At 59.5% G+C, this 18,341-nt stretch carries 16 protein-coding genes; 11 read left to right on the top strand and 5 right to left on the bottom strand.

The window, feature by feature from the left end; genetic code table 11:
• Window positions 1–20: 20 nt before the first annotated feature.
• Window positions 21–1,760 carry a serine protease gene (locus tag ACR0IP_RS06670; protein WP_480524561.1) on the bottom strand — a complete coding sequence of 580 codons (1,740 nt, stop codon included), beginning with the start codon at window positions 1,758–1,760 and terminating at the stop codon, window positions 21–23.
• A gap of 205 nt (window positions 1,761–1,965) precedes the next feature.
• Here ACR0IP_RS06670 and ACR0IP_RS06665 point away from each other — a divergent pair, with 205 nt between their 5' ends.
• Window positions 1,966–2,895, top strand: coding sequence for a glycine--tRNA ligase subunit alpha (locus tag ACR0IP_RS06665; RefSeq protein WP_170689909.1), 930 nt, complete (start codon window positions 1,966–1,968; stop codon window positions 2,893–2,895).
• A gap of 8 nt (window positions 2,896–2,903) precedes the next feature.
• Here the strand turns inward: ACR0IP_RS06665 and ACR0IP_RS06660 are convergent, their stop codons facing one another.
• Window positions 2,904–3,536 carry a MarC family protein gene (locus ACR0IP_RS06660; protein WP_170765649.1) on the bottom strand — a complete coding sequence of 211 codons (633 nt, stop codon included), beginning with the start codon at window positions 3,534–3,536 and terminating at the stop codon, window positions 2,904–2,906.
• Between the two features lie 79 nt (window positions 3,537–3,615).
• On the opposite strand from ACR0IP_RS06660, the gene ACR0IP_RS06655 reads away from it, so the two are divergent.
• The 8 genes from ACR0IP_RS06655 to glmM all read left to right on the top strand — a co-directional run bounded on the left by ACR0IP_RS06655 (window position 3,616) and on the right by glmM (window position 14,503).
• Window positions 3,616–4,137, top strand: a complete 522-nt coding sequence (locus ACR0IP_RS06655) for a DUF6446 family protein (RefSeq protein ID WP_170376392.1) — start codon at window positions 3,616–3,618, stop codon at window positions 4,135–4,137.
• A 10-nt stretch (window positions 4,138–4,147) separates the two neighbouring features.
• The gene (gene gltS / locus ACR0IP_RS06650; RefSeq protein ID WP_170376394.1) at window positions 4,148–5,359 is read left to right on the top strand and encodes a sodium/glutamate symporter; all 1,212 of its coding nucleotides are present in this window, start codon (window positions 4,148–4,150) and stop codon (window positions 5,357–5,359) included.
• 9 nt (window positions 5,360–5,368) lie between these two features.
• Window positions 5,369–7,588 (top strand): glycine--tRNA ligase subunit beta, encoded by a 2,220-nt coding sequence (glyS, locus tag ACR0IP_RS06645; protein WP_480524558.1) that lies wholly within the window; start codon window positions 5,369–5,371, stop codon window positions 7,586–7,588.
• Between the two features lie 68 nt (window positions 7,589–7,656).
• Entirely contained in the window at window positions 7,657–10,218 is a 2,562-nt protein-coding gene (locus tag ACR0IP_RS06640; RefSeq protein WP_170376397.1) for a pyruvate, phosphate dikinase, read from the top strand.
• Between the two features lie 186 nt (window positions 10,219–10,404).
• The gene (locus ACR0IP_RS06635; RefSeq protein ID WP_480524556.1) at window positions 10,405–11,046 is read left to right on the top strand and encodes a cell wall hydrolase; all 642 of its coding nucleotides are present in this window, start codon (window positions 10,405–10,407) and stop codon (window positions 11,044–11,046) included.
• A 163-nt stretch (window positions 11,047–11,209) separates the two neighbouring features.
• Window positions 11,210–12,130 (top strand): dihydroneopterin aldolase, encoded by a 921-nt coding sequence (locus ACR0IP_RS06630; protein WP_480524554.1) that lies wholly within the window; start codon window positions 11,210–11,212, stop codon window positions 12,128–12,130.
• Window positions 12,127–13,125 (top strand): dihydropteroate synthase, encoded by a 999-nt coding sequence (gene folP / locus ACR0IP_RS06625; protein ID WP_480524552.1) that lies wholly within the window; start codon window positions 12,127–12,129, stop codon window positions 13,123–13,125. Before ACR0IP_RS06630 ends, folP begins: the two co-directional genes overlap by 4 nt.
• A gap of 34 nt (window positions 13,126–13,159) precedes the next feature.
• Window positions 13,160–14,503, top strand: a complete 1,344-nt coding sequence (gene glmM, locus ACR0IP_RS06620; RefSeq protein WP_480524550.1) for a phosphoglucosamine mutase — start codon at window positions 13,160–13,162, stop codon at window positions 14,501–14,503.
• Here the strand turns inward: glmM and ACR0IP_RS06615 are convergent.
• Together ACR0IP_RS06615 and ilvC are read right to left on the bottom strand one after the other, a co-directional pair.
• The gene (locus tag ACR0IP_RS06615) at window positions 14,500–15,402 is read right to left on the bottom strand and encodes a DMT family transporter (protein ID WP_480524548.1); all 903 of its coding nucleotides are present in this window, start codon (window positions 15,400–15,402) and stop codon (window positions 14,500–14,502) included. The genes glmM and ACR0IP_RS06615 overlap by 4 nt on opposite strands.
• Before the next feature lie 125 nt (window positions 15,403–15,527).
• Window positions 15,528–16,550 (bottom strand): ketol-acid reductoisomerase, encoded by a 1,023-nt coding sequence (gene ilvC / locus ACR0IP_RS06610; RefSeq protein ID WP_170457922.1) that lies wholly within the window; start codon window positions 16,548–16,550, stop codon window positions 15,528–15,530.
• 131 nt (window positions 16,551–16,681) lie between these two features.
• Here ilvC and ACR0IP_RS06605 point away from each other — a divergent pair, with 131 nt between their 5' ends.
• Together ACR0IP_RS06605 and ACR0IP_RS06600 are read left to right on the top strand one after the other, a co-directional pair.
• Window positions 16,682–17,137, top strand: a complete 456-nt coding sequence (locus tag ACR0IP_RS06605; protein WP_170642222.1) for an Lrp/AsnC family transcriptional regulator — start codon at window positions 16,682–16,684, stop codon at window positions 17,135–17,137.
• Window positions 17,134–17,592 carry an Lrp/AsnC family transcriptional regulator gene (locus ACR0IP_RS06600; RefSeq protein WP_170470052.1) on the top strand — a complete coding sequence of 153 codons (459 nt, stop codon included), beginning with the start codon at window positions 17,134–17,136 and terminating at the stop codon, window positions 17,590–17,592. Before ACR0IP_RS06605 ends, ACR0IP_RS06600 begins: the two co-directional genes overlap by 4 nt.
• Window positions 17,593–17,598: 6 nt before the next feature.
• Here the strand turns inward: ACR0IP_RS06600 and ACR0IP_RS06595 are convergent, their stop codons facing one another.
• Entirely contained in the window at window positions 17,599–18,300 is a 702-nt protein-coding gene (locus ACR0IP_RS06595; RefSeq protein WP_480524546.1) for a GntR family transcriptional regulator, read from the bottom strand.
• Between the last annotated feature and the right edge of the window lie 41 nt (window positions 18,301–18,341).

Raw genomic sequence — 18,341 nt, 5'->3', positions numbered from 1 at the left:
TTTTCAGTTTTGGGACGTTACTAGTCCCAGCAATGCACCAGAACAGTCATCCCATTGGCGCGGCGGCTCAGCTCATTGGGTGAGATCTCGGCCGTCTCTTGCGCCTCTTGGCCCGAGATGCCGGCTTGCGTCAGAACGTCGTTCAGCCCTTGGGTCGAAACCGCCAGACTGACCGAGCCGGGCAGGGTGCGGCCTTCGGACGGGGTGGGCAGAAGCATGCCAACAACGCTGCCACTGTCGTCAAAGACCGGACCACCGGCATCGCCCGGCTGTGCGGCCAGAGCGAGACGTTTCACACCGGCTTCTCCGTTCAGGCCGCGCACGTCTGCGATCTGACCGAAGGTGAGCGTCGGTGCCCCCAAAGCCCCTTCGTAAGAGAAACCGGAGACCGCGACCTCGGACTGAATACGCGGCTGGTCTGAGCGGAACTCGGCCACGTTGATCGGGGCCAAAGACTTGCGCGGGCGCAGAACAGACACGCCCAGATCGGCGTCCGTCCAGGCCACCTGAAGCTCCTGATCGCCTTCCAGCGTGACACGACTGCAGCTGTCGGCGGCCTCGGACACAGTCAGGACAGTGCCGGACGCATCCGCAAAGAAGCCCGAACGGGACAGGCGCGGTTTGCGAACCTGAAGGCCCGAGACCAGATCAACGCGCTGCTCAGCATCTGCGCCGGCGCTGGAATCAAGAACCCCATCGGTGGTGGCGAAGCTGGCCTTCATCGCAGCCAGAACACGGGCACGGCGGGCCTCATCGCCCTCGGGCCAGACCAGCGTGAAGCCTTTGATCTTGCCATCCTTCAGCGCCGCTTCGGTGTAAGAGACGATGCCTTTGCCGCGCCCTTCCAGACTAAAGCGATCACCGCGCAGCTCTCGTGGGCCGACAAGCGGCACGATTTCCAGCGATTGCATCACCTCATAAAGCGCGCGCAGGGTGGATTTGCCGCCCTCCTGACTGATCAGCAACGCCTGTGCGTTCAAGTCAGAGGTGCTTTGGAAATGCGCAAAAGGGGCCTCATAGCGATCAAAGGCGATGGCCTCCAGCGGCAGATCGACCGAGATCCCGGCCTGATCGTCGGTGTATCGCGCCATTCCGACGCTGATTAGCGGCGCGTTATAGTCCTCAATCAATGCGGCGCGTTGGACGGTGGTCAGAACGCCGGTTGCCTCATATCCGTTGAAGCTCTGCCAGTCGGCCATCGAACGACGTGTGCCTTGGCCGAACGCTCCGTCGATGGTCGAGTTGTAGAACCCGGCGGCTTGAAGTGCGGTCTGTAGGTCCTTGCGTTCCTGCGACGTCAACAAACGCTCAGATTGCAGCGCCTGGGCACGGGTTTCATCCGAAACCTGCGGGGTTGCGTCAGAGAGCGTGTCTTCGGCAGGTTCTTGCGGTTCAACTGGCGGAGCCACAGTGCCCCGGTTCAACACATTCGCGCCAACCGGCCAGAACTGCTGACCAAAAGAACTTGAAAAGGTGATGAAACTGTCGCGCGGGATTTGCCCCTCAGCGCGGTAAACCCGTAGTACCTGTTCGGCGTCGCTGCGCAGGTAGGGGCCGATCACAATGGCATACCAGCCGCTGCCCAGGCGAAAGCCGTTCACGTCGGGCAGCGCGCGGGCGTAATCCTGCGCCCGATCTTGTGCCTCACGCAGGGATGGCTGCGCCTCGACCTGAACCCAGACACCCTGATCTTGCTGGGCGGTTGCGGCGCGCAGGCCGACCAAAAGAAACAATAAAATTGCCGTAAATACTCGTGTCATTTTCTGCCCGTTTATGCAGTTTTGATGCTTTTGCTCAGAATACGCGATTTCGGGTGACGAAAGCCATGGTGGGAATGCGGGGAATTTGCGGTGTGGCAGCGCAGATACAGCAGGGACCCATTGGCCCGTTGACGCCCCTCGGCCCCTTGCATAGGAAGGGCCAAACCCATCGGAACCGGGCGCAGGCGCGCCTAAAGGGAATGTCATGACCGATCAGTCCAGCGCACCTCGTTCTTTTCAGGAGATCATCCTGCGGCTTCAGACCTATTGGGCCTCGAAAGGCTGTGCGATTTTGCAGCCTTATGACATGGAGGTCGGGGCAGGGACGTTCCACCCGGCGACAACCCTGCGCGCGCTGGGGTCCAAGGCATGGGCTGCGGCCTATGTTCAACCCTCGCGCCGTCCAACCGACGGGCGGTATGGTGAGAACCCGAACCGTCTGCAGCACTACTATCAGTATCAGGTTCTGATCAAACCCAGCCCGCCGGACCTGCAAGAACTGTATCTGGGCAGCCTCGAGGCCATCGGCATCGACATGGAGCTGCATGACATCCGTTTTGTCGAGGACGACTGGGAAAGCCCGACCCTCGGCGCTTGGGGCCTAGGGTGGGAGGTCTGGTGCGACGGCATGGAAGTCAGCCAGTTCACTTATTTCCAGCAGGTCGGTGGTCATGATTGCACGCCGGTCTCCGGGGAACTGACCTATGGTTTGGAGCGTTTGGCGATGTATGTGTTGGGCATCGACCATGTGATGGACATGCCGTTCAACGACCCTCAGTCCCCAAGCCCGCTGACATACGGTGACATCTTCAAGCAGACCGAAGAGGAATACGCCCGTTGGAACTTTGATGTGGCCAACACTGAGGTTTTGCTGCGTCATTTCGAAGAAGCTGAGGCCGAATGCGCCACCATTCTGGAGCAACAGCATGATGATCCTAAAACCGGCAAGCGCATCGTGATGGCGCACCCGGCCTATGATCAGTGCATTAAAGCCAGCCACATCTTCAACCTGCTGGACGCGCGCGGGGTGATCTCGGTGACCGAACGGCAGGCGTACATCGGCCGTGTACGGGCGCTGGCCAAGCAATGCGCGGATGCGTTCGTTCTGACCGAGGCCGCCGGGTACGAGGCCTGATGCAGCGTTCAGGCCAATCCGGGCAGCAATGCCTTGAGGCCGTCAGAAATCATGCCGATGGCGATGGCCGACAGGATCATACCCATGAAGCGGCTCATGATGACGCGTGCGTTGCTCGAAAGACGTTTGGACAGCCATGGGGCATTCCAGAAGGTGACCAGAAGCAAGGCGACGACGGTCAAGAATACACCCGCGAAAACAACAGCTTCAAGCGGCTTGTTGACGTGATGCGCGTACAGGATCAGGGTCGTGATCGTGCCCGGGCCAACCAGAATGGGAAAGGCCAGCGGATAGAACGCGACTGTGTCAGGCGCAGGATAGGCCTCTTTTTCTCCGTCCGTTCCGTGATGCGAGGTGCTTTCGTTGCCGTTCAGCATATTCAGGCCGATCATCAGCACAACCAACCCTCCGGCGACGCGCAGATGGTCCACGCTGATGCCGAACAGGCTCAGCGTCTGACTGCCAATGGCTGCGAACGCGCCGCCCAGGACCAGGCAGTAGAGCGCGGTTTTGACCGCGACTTTACGTTGATCCGCAGGGGGCAGGTCCTGCGTAACACTCAGGAACACAGGCAGGTTGGTGATCGGGTTCATGATCGCAAACAGCGCACCAAAGAACCCAACGGCGAGGGTCGATTCCATGAAAACACCCTTTTGGTATCAATCTTCACTGCGAAACCTGTCCGATTTTTCAGGAACTTGAAAGAGGCAGCCTAAGACAATGACAGGAAAATTGCTTGCGATCATTCTAGGGCTTTCGGCCGTGCTGGCCGGGGCGGGCATGTATTACCTGCAAGTCTACGGCTTTTATTATGAGGTCGAACCCAAGCCCGGACAGGACGTTACTCTTTTGTCTGTGGGCGGTGAAACTCCTCAGCCGATTGCCTATTCGTTGTTTCAGGCGATTGATGCAGACAGCTCTCCGATCCGGTACCGGGCCTGCTTCAACACGGATCTCTCCAAGGAACAATTGTCGGGCTTCACAACGGTCGAGAATGCAGAGCCTTTGACCGCTCCGGGTTGGTTCGACTGCTATGACGCGGTTGCTATAGCCGATGCGTTGAAGACGGGGCAGGCGCAGGCCTACATGAGCGCGAAGAATATCCACTACGGGGTGGACCGCATTGTTGTGATTGCTGAGGATGGGCGTGGCTTTGTCTGGCATTCTCTGAACAATTGCGGTGAAAAAGCCTATGATGGCACCGTGGTCGGCGAGGAATGCCCACCCAGACCGCAGCAGTAAGGAGACCGCCATGCAGCACGTCGTCGAAATCCCTGAGTTTCTGACGGCGACCTTAGGTTTTGCCGTCTACCTGCTTGGCGCGCGGATCAATGATCAAGTCGCCGCACTTCGCAATTTCAACATCCCCGAACCCGTGACCGGAGGGTTGCTGGCTTCGTTTGCCGTTCTGGCGCTGTATTTGATATTCGATCTTGAACTCGCATTCGAGCTGGGTACGCGGGATTTTCTACTGGTCGTATTTTTTGCCGGGATCGGATTGAATGCACGTCTTTCGGACCTGATTTCGGGCGGCAAGCCGCTGTTTTTGCTTCTGATCCTGACCCTTGTGACGATCGTTTTGCAAAACGTGATCGGTGCGGCTGGCGCTTCCATGTTTGGCTATCCGGCGCAGGCGGGTGTTCTGTTCGGCTCGGCGGCGCTGATCGGCGGGCACGGGACCGCAATCGCATGGGCGCCCGAAGTTGCGCGGGCGACAGGGTTGGACAGCGCGACCGAGTTGGGTGTTGCCGTTGCAACGCTAGGTTTGGTTCTGGCCGCCCTGGTCGGTGGACCGATTGCGCGGTTGCTGGTTGAAGGGCGCAATCTCAGCCCCGACCGTCCAGACGAAGGGCCCAGTGTCGGATTGCCGGACGAAACAGAAGGCAGGTCGCTCGATATCGACCACGTGTCGATCATGCGCGTTTTGCTGCATCTCAACCTCGCGATCATTGCGGGTTATTCTCTGGGCGAAGCGATCTCGGCTGCTGGTCTCAAGCTGCCGCTGTTTGTGCCGTGTTTGATCATGGGAATCGTCATCGCCAATGTACGCGCCTTAGTGGCACCGTCGGCCCCACCGGTATCGCGCACGCCATCGCTGGCGTTGATCTCGGAATTTGCCTTGGGCGCGTTTCTGGCGATGTCACTAATGAGCCTTCAGCTCTGGACCATCGCCGAACTCGGCATGGCCATTGTCGTCATCATGTCCGCCCAGACCCTGTTCACGGTGGTTTTTGTGCTGTGGGTGCTGTTCCCGGTCATGGGCTCAAATTACCGCGCCGCGGTGTTGGCTGCAGGGTTTGGAGGCTTCGCGTTGGGTGCAACCCCCACCGCTATCGCGAATATGACCGCCGTTACCAAGCGATATGGCCCATCGCCTATTGCCTTTATCGTGCTGCCCCTTGTATCCGCATTCTTTGTGGATATCGCCAATGCCATCGTCATCCAGACGATCGTAAATTTCTAAGGACCGAAAATGCCCGACCTGCTGATCGAACTGTTTTCCGAGGAGATCCCCGCGCGTATGCAGACCCGCGCGGGTGAGGACCTGAAAAAGCGGATCACCGATGGTTTGGTCGAGGCCGGTTTGACCTATGCCTCTGCCGCCGCCCTGACCACGCCGCGCCGTCTGACCTTGGCGGTCGAAGGGCTGTTGGCGGAAAGCCCCACAATCCGCGAGGAGCGCAAAGGCCCCAAGGTCGGGGCACCTGACAAAGCGATCGAAGGCTTCCTGCGCGGCGCTGGTTTGACCCGTGACCAATTAGAGGAACGCGACACCCCCAAAGGTGCGGTCTATTTCGCCCAGATCGAAAAGCCCGGACGCCCGGCGGCAGAGATCGTGGCCGAAGTGCTTGAGGCCACGATCCGCAACTTCCCATGGCCAAAATCGATGCGCTGGGGCTCTGGCCCGATGCGGTGGGTTCGGCCTCTGCACTCGATCCTGTGCATTCTGATCGATGAGACGGGTGCGCAGGTTGTCCCGCTTGAGGTCGAAGGCATCACATCCGGTGACACGACCGAGGGCCACCGGTTCATGGCCCCGAACCGCTTTGCCGTTTCCTCGTTCGAGGATTACGCCGCCAAACTGAAACGCGCCTTCGTGGTCCTGTCGCCCGAGGAACGCGCCGAACATATCTGGAACGATGCCCAGAACATGGCCTTTGCCGCCGGTCTGGAAGTGGTTGACGACAAAGGCCTGCTGGCCGAGGTCGCTGGTCTGGTTGAATGGCCCGTGGTGCTGATGGGGCAGATTGACGACGAATTCCTCGACCTGCCGCCTGAGGTGCTGCAGACGTCGATGAAAGAGCACCAGAAGTTCTTTTCCGTGAAGAACCCCAAAACCGGCCGGATCGAGCGTTTCATCACCGTCGCCAACCGCGAAACTGCTGACAATGGCGCGACCATTCTGGCCGGGAACCAGAAGGTCCTTTCGGCCCGTCTGGCGGATGCGAAATTCTTCTGGGAGAACGACCTGCGTATCGCCAAGTCGGACATCGCCCAATGGACCCGTGCGCTGGAGAATGTGACCTTCCACAACAAGCTGGGCACACAAGCTGAACGCATCGACCGCGTCGCCGCACTGGCCTGCGAACTGGCGCCTGTGACTGGAGCGGACGCTATTCAAGCGGAGAAATCCGCGCGTCTGGCCAAGGCCGATCTGAGCTCTGAGATGGTGTATGAATTCCCCGAACTTCAGGGGCTTATGGGCCGCTACTACATCGAAGCGGCAGGCGAGGACGCCGCCGTGGCCGCTGTGGCACAGGACCACTACTCGCCGCTTGGCCCGTCAGATGACGTGCCGACTGCGCCGCTTTCGGTGACCGTGGCGCTGGCGGACAAGCTGGACACGCTGACAGGATTTTGGGCGATTGATGAGAAGCCCACCGGTTCGAAAGACCCGTTTGCTCTGCGTCGTGCTGCCTTGGGCGTAATTCGTTTGATACTCGAAAACGATCTGCGCCTGTCCTTGGATCGGTTCTTTGACAGCCAACTGATACGAGCAGAAATCGCGATCAATGAGGCGTTGCCGGAGGCTAACGTTCTTGATCTGTTGGCAGAAATCGCAGAGCGAGGTGTCTTTGGCGCTGCATTCCAGACCGTAAGAGACAAAATAGATGATTTGCCTGCGGCAGCTTTTCTTGAACTGGAGAAAAAGGTCCCAGATGCATCTGACGATCTCCTGTCGTTCTTCCACGACCGCCTCAAAGTCTTCCTCCGTGATGAGGGCATCCGTCACGACGTCATCGACGCCTGTATCGCGATGGACGGCAATGATGACCTCAACCTACTGGTCAAACGCGCCCGCGCACTGAACGCAGTGATCGCGACCGAGAACGGGGAAAACCTCGTGCAGGGGTTCAAGCGGGCCAACAACATCCTGACGCAGGCCGAAGAGAAGGACGGGGTCGAATACTCCTACGGTGCGGATGTGAAATTCGCCGAGACGGACAGCGAAAAGGCTCTGTTCTCGGCGCTTGACGCGGCGCAGGCCCAGATTGATCTGGCGCTCAGGGCCGAGGATTTCCCAACCGCTATGGCGGCCATGGCAGCGCTGCGTGGGCCAGTGGATGCGTTCTTTGAGGATGTGCAGGTCAACACCGACAATGACATCCTGCGCCGCAACCGCCTGAACCTGCTCAGCCAGATCCGCTCGGTCTGTTCCAGCGTTGCCGATCTGACCAAGATCGAAGGCTAAAGGTCCGGGCGCGCGGATTTTCGCGCCCAGATCACCCTTGCGCGACGGGCGCATGGGCCTATGCTGCGGTGAAACCAAAAGGTGCCGCAGTGCAGAATAATCCGCATACCACGCTTATCACGTCCACCGCGCCCGTTGCCCCGCACACCCATGGGGGGCGGGCAAAGTGCCTGCAACGTCTGGTCCGGTTGGAGATGCCGGTGCCGCGCACGGTCGCGTTGTCTTTTGACGCGGTGCAGCGTATCGCCGAAGGACAAATCCCCGATCTAGCCGCAATCCTTGAGCAATTCGAGCCGACGGCCTTGTTGTGTGTGCGTCCCAGTTCCGAGGACCCCGATTGGGGCGGCCCCGGTGCGGTCCTGAATATCGGCATGAACGAGGCGCGGTTTGCCGAGCTGTCGAACTCGATGGGTGATGAGCCTGCCGCAGCCATGTATCTGCGCTTTGTGCAAAGCTATGCGATACATGTGGCGCGTTTGGATGCGGATGTGTTCGACGAGATCGACGAGGATGGTGTCGCGGGGTTGAAGCGTACTCTGCACGCCTATGAGGACGAGACCGATGAGGTTTTCCCTGAGGATCGCGGTGAGCAGTTGATTGGCGTTTTGCGCTCGATGGCGCGGGCGTGGGATGGCACCTCAGCGCGCCTGTTACGTCAGGCCAAGGGCGCTCCGGCCGATGCGGGGTTGGGGCTCGTCATCCAAGAGATGATACCGGGCGTCGGACAGGGCGAATGCGGATCGGGTGTGTTGCAGTTGGTGGATCCGACAACCGGGATGCCTCAGATCACTGGCCGGTACCTGAGCCAGAGTCAGGGGCGGGATGCGTTGGGCGAAGACGTCTCGGCGCTGTATCTTGAGAAAGACCCGCGGGGACCGTCTCTGGAAGAAGTGGCGCCCAACGCATTTGCCGATCTGAAAGCTCAGGCCGCTTTGATGCGCGAGAAGCTGCGCGAGGAAATGCAGGTCGAATTCGTGATCCAGAACGGCAATGTGCATATTCTGGACGGCGTGCGCGTTCAGCGGACCTCGCGCGCGGCGATGCGGATTGCGGTGCGGCTGGCTGAAGACGGTATCATCCCGCCACAAGAGGCGGTGATGCGCGTGGACCCTCATGCACTGAACGAACTGTTGCACCGGCAGGTCCACCCCGAGGCAGAGCGGGATGTACTGACCACCGCGATTGGCGCAAGTCCGGGGGCGTCGACCGGCAAGATCGTGTTTACGGCCGCCGAGGCGCAAGCCAGCGCCGCGCGGGGCGAAGCCTGTGTTCTTGTACGCCGCGAAACCTCGCCCGAGGATGTTCGGGGCATGCATGCCGCCGTTGCCGTTCTGACCGAAAAGGGAGGGATGACCAGCCATGCCGCCGTGATCGGGCGGGGTTTGGGTCTGCCTTGCATCGTCGGTGCCTCTGAAATGCGGTTCCAGACCAAGAAGAAAATGCTGACGACCCCGGATGGGCGAGTGTTCAAGACCGGAGACGTTCTGACGATCGACGGAAGCTCGGGTCAGGTTCTGGCGGGGCAGCCCGAGATGCTTGAGGCCGCGCTGGACGACTGCTTCCAGACACTCATGGGCTGGGCGGATGCCGAGCGGGATATCGAAATCCGCGCCAATGCCGATACCCCTGCGGATGCGCAGACTGCGCGCAATTTTCAGGCGCAGGGCATCGGCCTGTGCCGGACCGAGCATATGTTCTTTGACCCCGGCCGCCTGATCGTGATGCGCGAGATGATCTTTGCGCAGACCTCCTCGGGTCGTGCCGCCGTGTTGGAGCGTTTGCTGCCTATGCAGCGCGACGACTTTGTGCAGCTTTTCCGCATCATGGAGGGGCAACCGGTCTGTATTCGTCTGTTTGACCCGCCGCTGCACGAATTCCTACCGACCACCCGCGGCGGCCAGCGTGAACTGGCCGAAGCGCTTGATCTGCCCGTCTCGGATGTAGAGCGTCGTGTCTCTGCGATGACCGAATACAACCCGATGCTAGGTCTGCGCGGCGTTCGCCTGGGTGTTACGGTGCCCGAAATCTACGACATGCAGGCTCGCGCGATCTTTGAAGCCACGCTGGAGGCTCGGAAGAACGGCGCGCCGGTCGTGCCTGAGGTGATGATCCCTCTGGTTTCGGCCAAGCGGGAGGTCGAGCTGGTAAAATCCCGGATCGACTCGGTGGCGGCCGCTGTTGCAGCGGAAAAGGGGCAGGAGTTCGAATACCGCCTCGGCGTGATGGTTGAAACACCACGCGCCTGCCTGCGTGCTGAAGAGATTGCACCAAACACCGCGTTTTTAAGCTTCGGAACCAACGACCTGACCCAGATGACCTATGGTCTTTCACGCGACGACGCGGGGCGTTTCATGTCGGCCTATGTCAGGCAGGGGGTCTTCACAGAGGACCCGTTCCATGTTCTGGACGCCGACGGGGTTGGCGAATTGCTCAAGCTCGGGTCCGAGAGGGGGCGCGCGGCCCAACCCGATGTGACCCTTTCGGTCTGCGGAGAACACGGCGGAAACCCCGAATCAATCGCCATTTGCCGCGATCTTGGCTTTGACTATGTGTCCTGCTCTCCGTTCCGGGTACCGGTCGCTCGGCTGGCTGCCGCTCAACTGGCGATTTCGTCCAGACTTGGGGGTTGACAGCAGCCTGAAACCCAATGATTAGTGGTCAATAAGCGAGCTTGTGGCGGAATTGTTTTTCTCCACGAGCGAATTTCCACTTGTATTTGCCTCTGATCTGGACCTTTGCGCAAGACTGCGCTAAATGCCTCGTCGCGCCCGCCGGGGGAGGGTTTGGCGCGTGAAGTGCCTGTGCGAGGTTATCTGATGCTACGTTACATAATGGCTGTTGCCACATTGGCGGCAACCGTGCTGCCGAGTGCGTCCTACGCTGAGAGGGAAGCTACGGATTCCGATAAGAAAGAACTGGTTGCCCGCAGTGAATTGCCGGGTCAGAGCTTTCGGGACTATCTGAAATTATTCCAGCCGCGCAAAGTGGTGGAACCGATCAAAGTGTCCTATTCCAAGGATTGGCTGGACCAACAGCCCAAAGCGTCCGGAGATGAAGGCTGGAAATGCCTGTCAGAGGCGCTGTATTTTGAAGCCCGCGGCGAAAGCGTGCGCGGTCAGTTTGCAGTGGCCGAGGTTATCCTGAACCGGGTCAAGAGCAGCCGCTTTCCAGACAGCCTCTGCGGTGTGATCCGTCAGGGGACCGGCAAAAAGTACCAGTGCCAGTTCACCTATACATGTGATGGCCGCAAGGAAGTGATCCACGAGAAGAAAGCCTTTGAGCGTGTCTCGAAAGTCGCCCGCGCGGCGATGGATGGCGTTGCCAAAGAGCTGACCGAAGGGGCGACCCACTATCATACCACTGCGGTCCGCCCCTCCTGGGCGCGGGTTTATAAACAGACGGCGAAGATTGGTGTTCACATCTTTTACCGTCACAATTACCGCACTGCGAGCAACTGAGGCAGGTCTAGCGCTGCGTCTTGAATTCAAGGTGCAGCGTATACCATTGCACGCAGAAAAAGCGTCGAAATCAGCGGTTGGAATGGCGTTTGTATGAATGCTATAGGCCCTCGAAACGCCTAGACTGGGCGAAAGTTTCACCGAGCCCAAGAAGGCCTGACCCATGAGTTCTGAAATCCGCCTCGCTTTTGCGCACCCCTCTGAACGGTCCGAGGCGACCTCGCCCAGAGGGCATTTGGATCGCATCTCGCTCCGTGATCATACTGTCGAGGTTGAGATCGGTGCCTTTCAGGCCGAACGCGGCACAACCCAGCGTATCTGCTTTAATATCGTGGTCGAGGTGCTTCCGCTGACCTCGGATATTGACGATGATGTGGATCGTATCCTGTCCTATGACCGCGTGACCGAGGCGATTGCCTATGAATTGGCGGCCGAGCGTCTGAACCTGTTGGAAACGCTGGCTGAACGCGTGGCCGAACGTATCCTACTTGAACCACAGGCCGTCAGGGTTTTTGTCCGTATCGAAAAGCTGGATCGCGGCCCCGGTGCGCTCGGGGTCGAGATCGTGCGCGGCAAGGACGCCGTGCACCACGACGTAGTGGAAGAGGAACGCCCACATCCGCGTCTTGTTTATCTATCGAATGAGGCGATGACCTCGGATAACCTGACCGGCTGGATTGATCAGTTGGAAAACCGTCAGCGTCCCTTGATCCTGTGTGTCGGGGCCTCGGACCTTCGGGTGCCGCAGACCGGTCACGCAATGACCCAGCGCCGCATCGACCTGTTGTCGATCGAACAGAACGCATGGGTTCTGGCCGCGCGCGATCATCGCTGCGTGGTTGTTTCGACCCGGACCGAACTGGATTGGGCGATGAAGAACGGCCAGATTTGCGTTTGGGCCCCGTCAAAGATCGTTCTGGATGCCGTTGATGGCCCCTCTGCCGCGCCATCCGACGCAGTTGCGCTGGCGGCATGGTTTGCCGCCACCTTTGAGGCCAGCGAGATGATGGTGATCGGAGGCGCATTGCCGAAAGAGCCGAAAACGCCGCTGCGTGCTGTGGCCATTGACCAGGCACAATTGTGAGCCGCTACTACCGACCGCTGATACATCACGGTACGGCTCGTCCGGATAACGCCGTGACTCTGGCCGGGCAGTCGTTGTGGTTCACCCATGCCGAAGCGCTTTCGCGGGATGGAACGTCTCAGGTCGTAGCCGCAGCGGATATTCCCGCGGATGTGCTACACCGCCTCAGCCGCCCGCGCGCGGCGCTGTCCGGTTTGGATATGGCGCGCCCACATATTATGGGCATCCTGAACGCAACGCCTGACAGTTTCTCGGACGGTGGCATCCACAGTTCGGTTGAGGCCGCTCGGGCAGGGGCCATTGAGATGGTCGCGCACGGTGCCACGATTCTGGACATCGGCGGAGAATCCACACGTCCTGGTGCAGATTTCGTCCCAGCAGACGAAGAGATCACCCGGACCCGCCCGGTCATCGAAGCAATCCGGTCTGAAACAAACGCGCTGATCTCAATCGACACCCGCAAGGCCGCTGTGGCCAAAGCGGCCTGTGAGGCCGGGGCGGGGCTGGTCAATGATGTCTCGGGCTTCACCTTCGACCCCGATCTTGCGCCATTATGCGCAGGGCTGGGCGCGCCGGTCTGCGTCATGCATATGCAGGGCGATCCCGCGACAATGCAGGACAATCCGGTCTATGAAAACGTCGTTCTGGATGTCTACGATTTTCTAGCAGGCCAGATCGAACGTCTCGAGGCGTTAGGCCTGAGCCGGGATCTGATCATCGTCGATCCCGGCATCGGCTTCGGCAAGACCGAGGACCACAATCTGGCCCTGCTGCGCAACTTAAGCCTATTCCACGGTCTGGGTTGCCCGATTCTATTGGGCGTCTCGCGCAAGGGCTTTATCGGCTCCATCGGGCAGGAGCCTCGAAAAACCGCGCGTGCACCGGGGTCAATCGCGGTTGCTCTGGACGGATTGTCCCAGGGCGTGCAGATCATTCGGGTCCATGACGTGGCCGAGACAGCTCAGGCCTTGCGCCTATGGGCTGCCGTCCGTTAATCCGGTCACAAGCGAATTTTACGGAGAGTCGACTATGCGCAAGCTGTTCGGAACTGACGGTGTGCGAGGCACAGCCAATACGCATCCGATGACAGCAGAAATGGCCTTGCGCATAGGTGCGGCGGTCGGGCGTTATTTTCGCCGAGACACGACCGGAGTTCACCGCGTGGTCATCGGCAAGGACACGCGCCTGTCCGGCTATATGCTGGAAAACGCGCTGACGGCGGGTTTGACCTCGACCGGTATGAACGTGTTGCTGCTGGGTCCGGTTCCGACCCCTGCGGTGGGTCTGATGACCCAATCCATGCGCGCGGATCTGGGCGTTATGATTTCGGCCAGCCACAATCCAGCGGAAGATAATGGTATAAAGTTCTTCGGGCCTGACGGATATAAACTCTCAGATCAGGCCGAGCTTGAGATCGAGCGTTTGATCGAAGAAGGCGTCAGCCCCGCTCAGGCGCAAAATATCGGGCGTGCCCGCCGAGTTGATGATGCGCGTTTCCGATATGGCGAGCGGGTCAAATCCTCGCTTCCGCGCGATGTGCGCCTGGATGGTTTGAAAGTGGTGATCGACTGCGCCAATGGTGCAGCCCACCGCACGGCGCCCGAGGTCCTGTGGGAGCTTGGCGCTGAAGTCATCCCGATGGGCGTGTCGCCGAACGGCAAGAATATTAATCTCGATTGTGGGTCGACCAAGCCGCGCGTGGCTGCGGAAACCGTTGTCTCGCATGGCGCGGATGTTGGAATCTGTCTCGATGGCGACGCGGATCGGGTCGTCGTGATTGACGAAAACGGCAATGTTGCCGATGGCGATCAACTGATGGCCCTGTTGGCCGGGGCTTGGGCGCGGGCCGAACAGCTGCGTGGCGGTGCTTTGGTGGCAACAGTCATGTCCAACCTCGGGTTGGAGCGACATCTGCAAGGGCAAGGCCTGCGGCTGGAGCGTACGGCAGTTGGCGATCGCTATGTCGTGGAACGGATGCGCCAGGGCGGCTTCAACCTTGGCGGCGAGCAATCCGGCCATATCGTCATGAGCGACTACGCGACGACCGGCGACGGCCTGATGGCTGGGCTACATTTCCTGTCCGAGATGGTTCTGAGCGGACGCAAAGCCTCTGAACTTGCGCAGCAATTTGAAACGGTGCCTCAGCTGTTGAAGAATGTGCGCTATCAACACGGCCAAATGCCGCTTGAGGTGGCCAGTGTGCAAGCCGCGATTGCCGATGCTGAAGCGCGCCTCAACGGGCAGGGTCGTCTGCTGATCCGCAAGTCAGGGACCGAGCCTCTGATCCGTGTCATGGCTGAATGCGAGGACGCCACCCTGTTGACGCAGGTGGTTGATGGCATTGTGGCCGAGGTCGAGGCAGCGGCGTCCTAGCGCCCGATCAGAGCTTTGCGCAGACTGAACCACTGGCTGATGGCCATGCCCGTTAGAATCAGGGTCAGTGCGATGTAGAACCGCAGGGGCAGGGCCTCGGACAGAATCCATGCTCCGAAAACCATCGACCAGACGGGGACCTGATAGTTCACGAGGGTCAGAAAAACCGACCCTGCGCTGCGCGTGATTGAAACACGCAAGAGGTTCGCTAAGGCTGTCGGCACCAGGCCCAGTACGATCAGCGCCAGAGTGGGGCGGTTGCCTTGCCATTCGGGCAACCCCTCGGTCATCAACATGATCGGCAGCAGCAGCGCCGCGCCCACCAGCAATGTCAGGGCCGCCAGTGCAACCGGATCAATCGGAGGGCACCGCCGCGTCAGGATGGATGAAACCGCATAGCACAAGGCGGCTGTGATGCAGGCCATTTGCGCAAGTGGCTCGGTTCCTTGGCCCAGTTGCAAAAGCCCCGGACCTATCAATACCAATGCGCCGGAAAACCCAAGGCACACCCCCAAAAAGCGCCGCAGGTTGAGCGGTTCGTCCGAGAAGAAATGTGCCAGTGGCAGCACCATCAAGGGGATGGCCGCCATCGACAGGCCCGCAAAGGCCGATGGTACGAATTGCTGTCCCCAGCTGAGCAACATGAACGGTATCGCCGTCGACAGCAGGCCGATCAGGATAATTGAGCCGCCAAGCGCCGGGGTGAGGGTTGGAAACCGGCGTCCGGTGATCCGCATCAGCAAGAGCAGCGTCAAAGCGCCAAGCGTGGTGCGAGACGTTGCAACCGTGATCGGGTCATACCCCTCAAGCGCCATGGCCACGACCATGAATGTACCGCCCCAGATGAGGCCAAGCGAGAAGACGCCGATCCAATCCTGTTTTGTGGGCTGAGACACCATGGTAGTACCTGTGGTATAGGGTAAAAAATCGCCTTTGGTCAGGCGTTTATGGGCTGAGATTTAAGCGGGTTCAAATGAAAAAAGGGCGGCCACACGGGCCGCCCTTTCGCCGACGGTTGCCGGGCTTAGTTCTTTTCTTTGTCGACCATTTTGCCGGCCGAGATCCAGGGCATCATGGCGCGCAGTTTGGCACCGGTTTCCTCGATCATGTGCTCGTCATTGGCACGGCGCGACGCTTTGATGGTCGGCTGGCCAACGGCGTTTTCCAGCATGAAGTCACGAACGAATTTACCCTGCTGGATGTCGTTCAGAACCTCTTTCATGCGTGCTTTGGTCTCGTCGTATTTCAGGATGCGCGGGCCGGTGACGTACTGGCCATACTCAGCCGTGTTCGAGATCGAGTAATCCATGTTGGCGATGCCGCCTTCATAGATCAGGTCAACGATCAACTTCACTTCGTGCAGACACTCGAAATAGGCCATCTCGGGCGCGTAGCCCGCTTCGACCAGAGTTTCAAAGCCGCAGCGGATCAGCTCAACCAGGCCGCCGCACAGAACAGCTTGTTCGCCGAACAGGTCGGTTTCGCATTCTTCACGGAAGTTGGTCTCGATGATGCCCGAGCGACCGCCGCCGATGGCCGAGCAGTAGGACAGGCCGATTTCCAGCGCTTTGCCGGTTGCGTCGTTGTTGACGGCAACAAGGCAAGGCACGCCGCCGCCTTTGGTGTATTCGCCACGTACGGTGTGGCCGGGGCCTTTGGGGGCCATCATGATTACGTCGACGCCTTCTTTCGGCTCGATCAGGCCGAAATGGACGTTCAGGCCGTGAGCGAAAGCAATGGCCGAGCCCGGCTTGATGTTGTCATGCACGTATTTTTTGTAAGTCTCAGCCTGCAGTTCGTCGGGCATGGTGAACATGATGACATCGCACCATGCGGCCGCTTCGGCGATACCCATGACTTCCAGACCTTCAGCTTCGGCTTTCTTGGCCGAGGGCGAACCTTCGCGCAGGGCGACGACCAGGTTTTTCGCACCCGAGTCGCGCAGGTTCAGCGCGTGCGCGTGACCTTGCGAGCCATAGCCCAGGATGGCCACTTTTTTGTCTTTGATCAGGTTGATGTCGCAATCGCGATCGTAATAGACGCGCATTTCGCTGGTCCTTTCTGTTTCGATTGCTGTGCTTTTAGCCTGAGCCTTTGGTATTGGCGATAGGGTTGAGATTGAGTATTTGTAAAAAAGATGAAGAATAATTCTCTGAATTGTGGAAACGTGAAAAAATCATGCTTGATGATGTTGATCGGCGGATACTGCGCCATTTTCAGGCGGACCCAAGCCTGACAACAGCGGAGCTTGCCGAACGGTGCCGTATCAGTTCGGGTGTTTGCTGGAGGCGCATAGAAAAGATGCAGGCGGCAGGGGTGATCGAAGGCCAAGAGGCCGTGATCGACTGGGCCGCCTTGGGCTACGCGGTTGAGGTCTCGTTGCGGATCACGCTGGACAAGACGCAGGCTCGGGCATTTGACGAATTCACCGCGGCCGCGCGCGAGGTTGCCGAGGTGATCGAAATTCAGACCTTCCTTGGCCGCGTGGATGTGCGCCTTTCGGTGCTTGCGCGGGACATGGCCCACTATCAGCAGGTCTATCGGGACCGCATTCTGACCCTGCCGCATATTGCCGATATCGAAGCCTTGATGCACATCGCGCGCCTTAAACGGGATGAGGTGCTGCCAGTATGATCGAGCTGGATGAGATCGACCGCAAGATCCTGCGAGCGCTGGTTCAGGACGCAACCCAAAGCGCCGGCGCGCTTGGGCGTCGTCTGGACCTGTCGCAACCCGCCACGTGGCGGCGCATTCGCCGGCTGGAAGAGGCGGGCGTAATCAAGGGCCGTCGTCTACGCCTGAATGCCGAGGCTTTGGGGTTCGGCGTCACCGTCTTTCTCGGCGTCAAGCTGGCGCGCAAAGGGCAGGCGAGCCTTGAGGATTTCGAGCGCGCCGTCAGCGCCATCCCCGAGGTACAGACCGTCGAGCATGTTTTAGGGTTATACGACTATCGCCTGCGCGTGGTGGCGCGGGATCTTTCGGATTTCGAACGGGTCCTGCGGCGGCGGATCATGACCCTTCCGGGTGCCGGCGATGTCGAGGCAAATGTCTTGCTCAGCGAAGAACGTTTGCCCGGGCCAATTGGCTGAACGGGATCAGTATTTGGTGCGGATGCAGAAGCCCGGATGATGCGTCATCCGCGCAAAGGTCAGGGGTTTTTCATCCTTCCAGGTTGTGCGCTCCAATTGAATCATCGACGTGCCTGCGGTGGTGCCCATGAACTCGGCCAATCGGCTGTCGGCTGACACGGCGCAAAAGGCAACCTCGGCATCGGTGAACGGTGCTGCATTCAGCAGCCATTCGTGCGGGCCATTGTCGCTCAGGTCGGCCTGCTCGACTTGGGGGACGGTTTCAAGGTTGATCCAGCGCTCTTCTAACTGAAACGGTCTGTTGTCGGAGTAGTGCATGCAAATGACGTGCAGGATGCGCGCATCTGGCGCGACGCTGAGCTGCGATGCCAGCCAGCCGGGGCTGGTGACAACGTTGCGCTCGACCAGGGCATAGCGATACGCCGCGTTCTGGTTTTCAACCACCTGACGAGTCAACGAAAACTCCAGCTTGGCATGTTTGCTGGGCTCTTTCTTGACGCGTGTTCCGCTTTTGCGTTTGCGTTCGACGACCCCTTGATCGGCCAGTTCGCGCAGGGCGCGGTTGACGGTCGCGCGGGCGCAATTGAATTCTTCCGCCAGCTGGGTCTCGGTAGGCAGCAATGATCCCTGAGGCCAAATTCGGCTTTCGATCCTGCGCTTTACTTCATCTCGAACACTCTGAAAGCTGATCCGCTTATTTGCAGTCACGGGTTTTAATTTCCCTTCGTTTTAAAAGTGTATGCATCTGG

The organism is Ruegeria sp. AL11, assembly GCF_056540865.1.
This window is presented reverse-complemented; position numbering and strand designations above follow the sequence as displayed.

Coding starts and splice junctions, on each gene's coding strand:
- ACR0IP_RS06670 (WP_480524561.1), bottom strand. CDS start 1,760: ATGACACGAGTATTTACGGCAATTTTATTGTTTCTTTTGGTCGGCCTG.
- ACR0IP_RS06665 (WP_170689909.1), top strand. CDS start 1,966: ATGACCGATCAGTCCAGCGCACCTCGTTCTTTTCAGGAGATCATCCTG.
- ACR0IP_RS06660 (WP_170765649.1), bottom strand. CDS start 3,536: ATGGAATCGACCCTCGCCGTTGGGTTCTTTGGTGCGCTGTTTGCGATC.
- ACR0IP_RS06655 (WP_170376392.1), top strand. CDS start 3,616: ATGACAGGAAAATTGCTTGCGATCATTCTAGGGCTTTCGGCCGTGCTG.
- gltS (WP_170376394.1), top strand. CDS start 4,148: ATGCAGCACGTCGTCGAAATCCCTGAGTTTCTGACGGCGACCTTAGGT.
- glyS (WP_480524558.1), top strand. CDS start 5,369: ATGCCCGACCTGCTGATCGAACTGTTTTCCGAGGAGATCCCCGCGCGT.
- ACR0IP_RS06635 (WP_480524556.1), top strand. CDS start 10,405: ATGCTACGTTACATAATGGCTGTTGCCACATTGGCGGCAACCGTGCTG.
- ACR0IP_RS06630 (WP_480524554.1), top strand. CDS start 11,210: ATGAGTTCTGAAATCCGCCTCGCTTTTGCGCACCCCTCTGAACGGTCC.
- glmM (WP_480524550.1), top strand. CDS start 13,160: ATGCGCAAGCTGTTCGGAACTGACGGTGTGCGAGGCACAGCCAATACG.
- ACR0IP_RS06615 (WP_480524548.1), bottom strand. CDS start 15,402: ATGGTGTCTCAGCCCACAAAACAGGATTGGATCGGCGTCTTCTCGCTT.
- ilvC (WP_170457922.1), bottom strand. CDS start 16,550: ATGCGCGTCTATTACGATCGCGATTGCGACATCAACCTGATCAAAGAC.
- ACR0IP_RS06605 (WP_170642222.1), top strand. CDS start 16,682: ATGCTTGATGATGTTGATCGGCGGATACTGCGCCATTTTCAGGCGGAC.
- ACR0IP_RS06600 (WP_170470052.1), top strand. CDS start 17,134: ATGATCGAGCTGGATGAGATCGACCGCAAGATCCTGCGAGCGCTGGTT.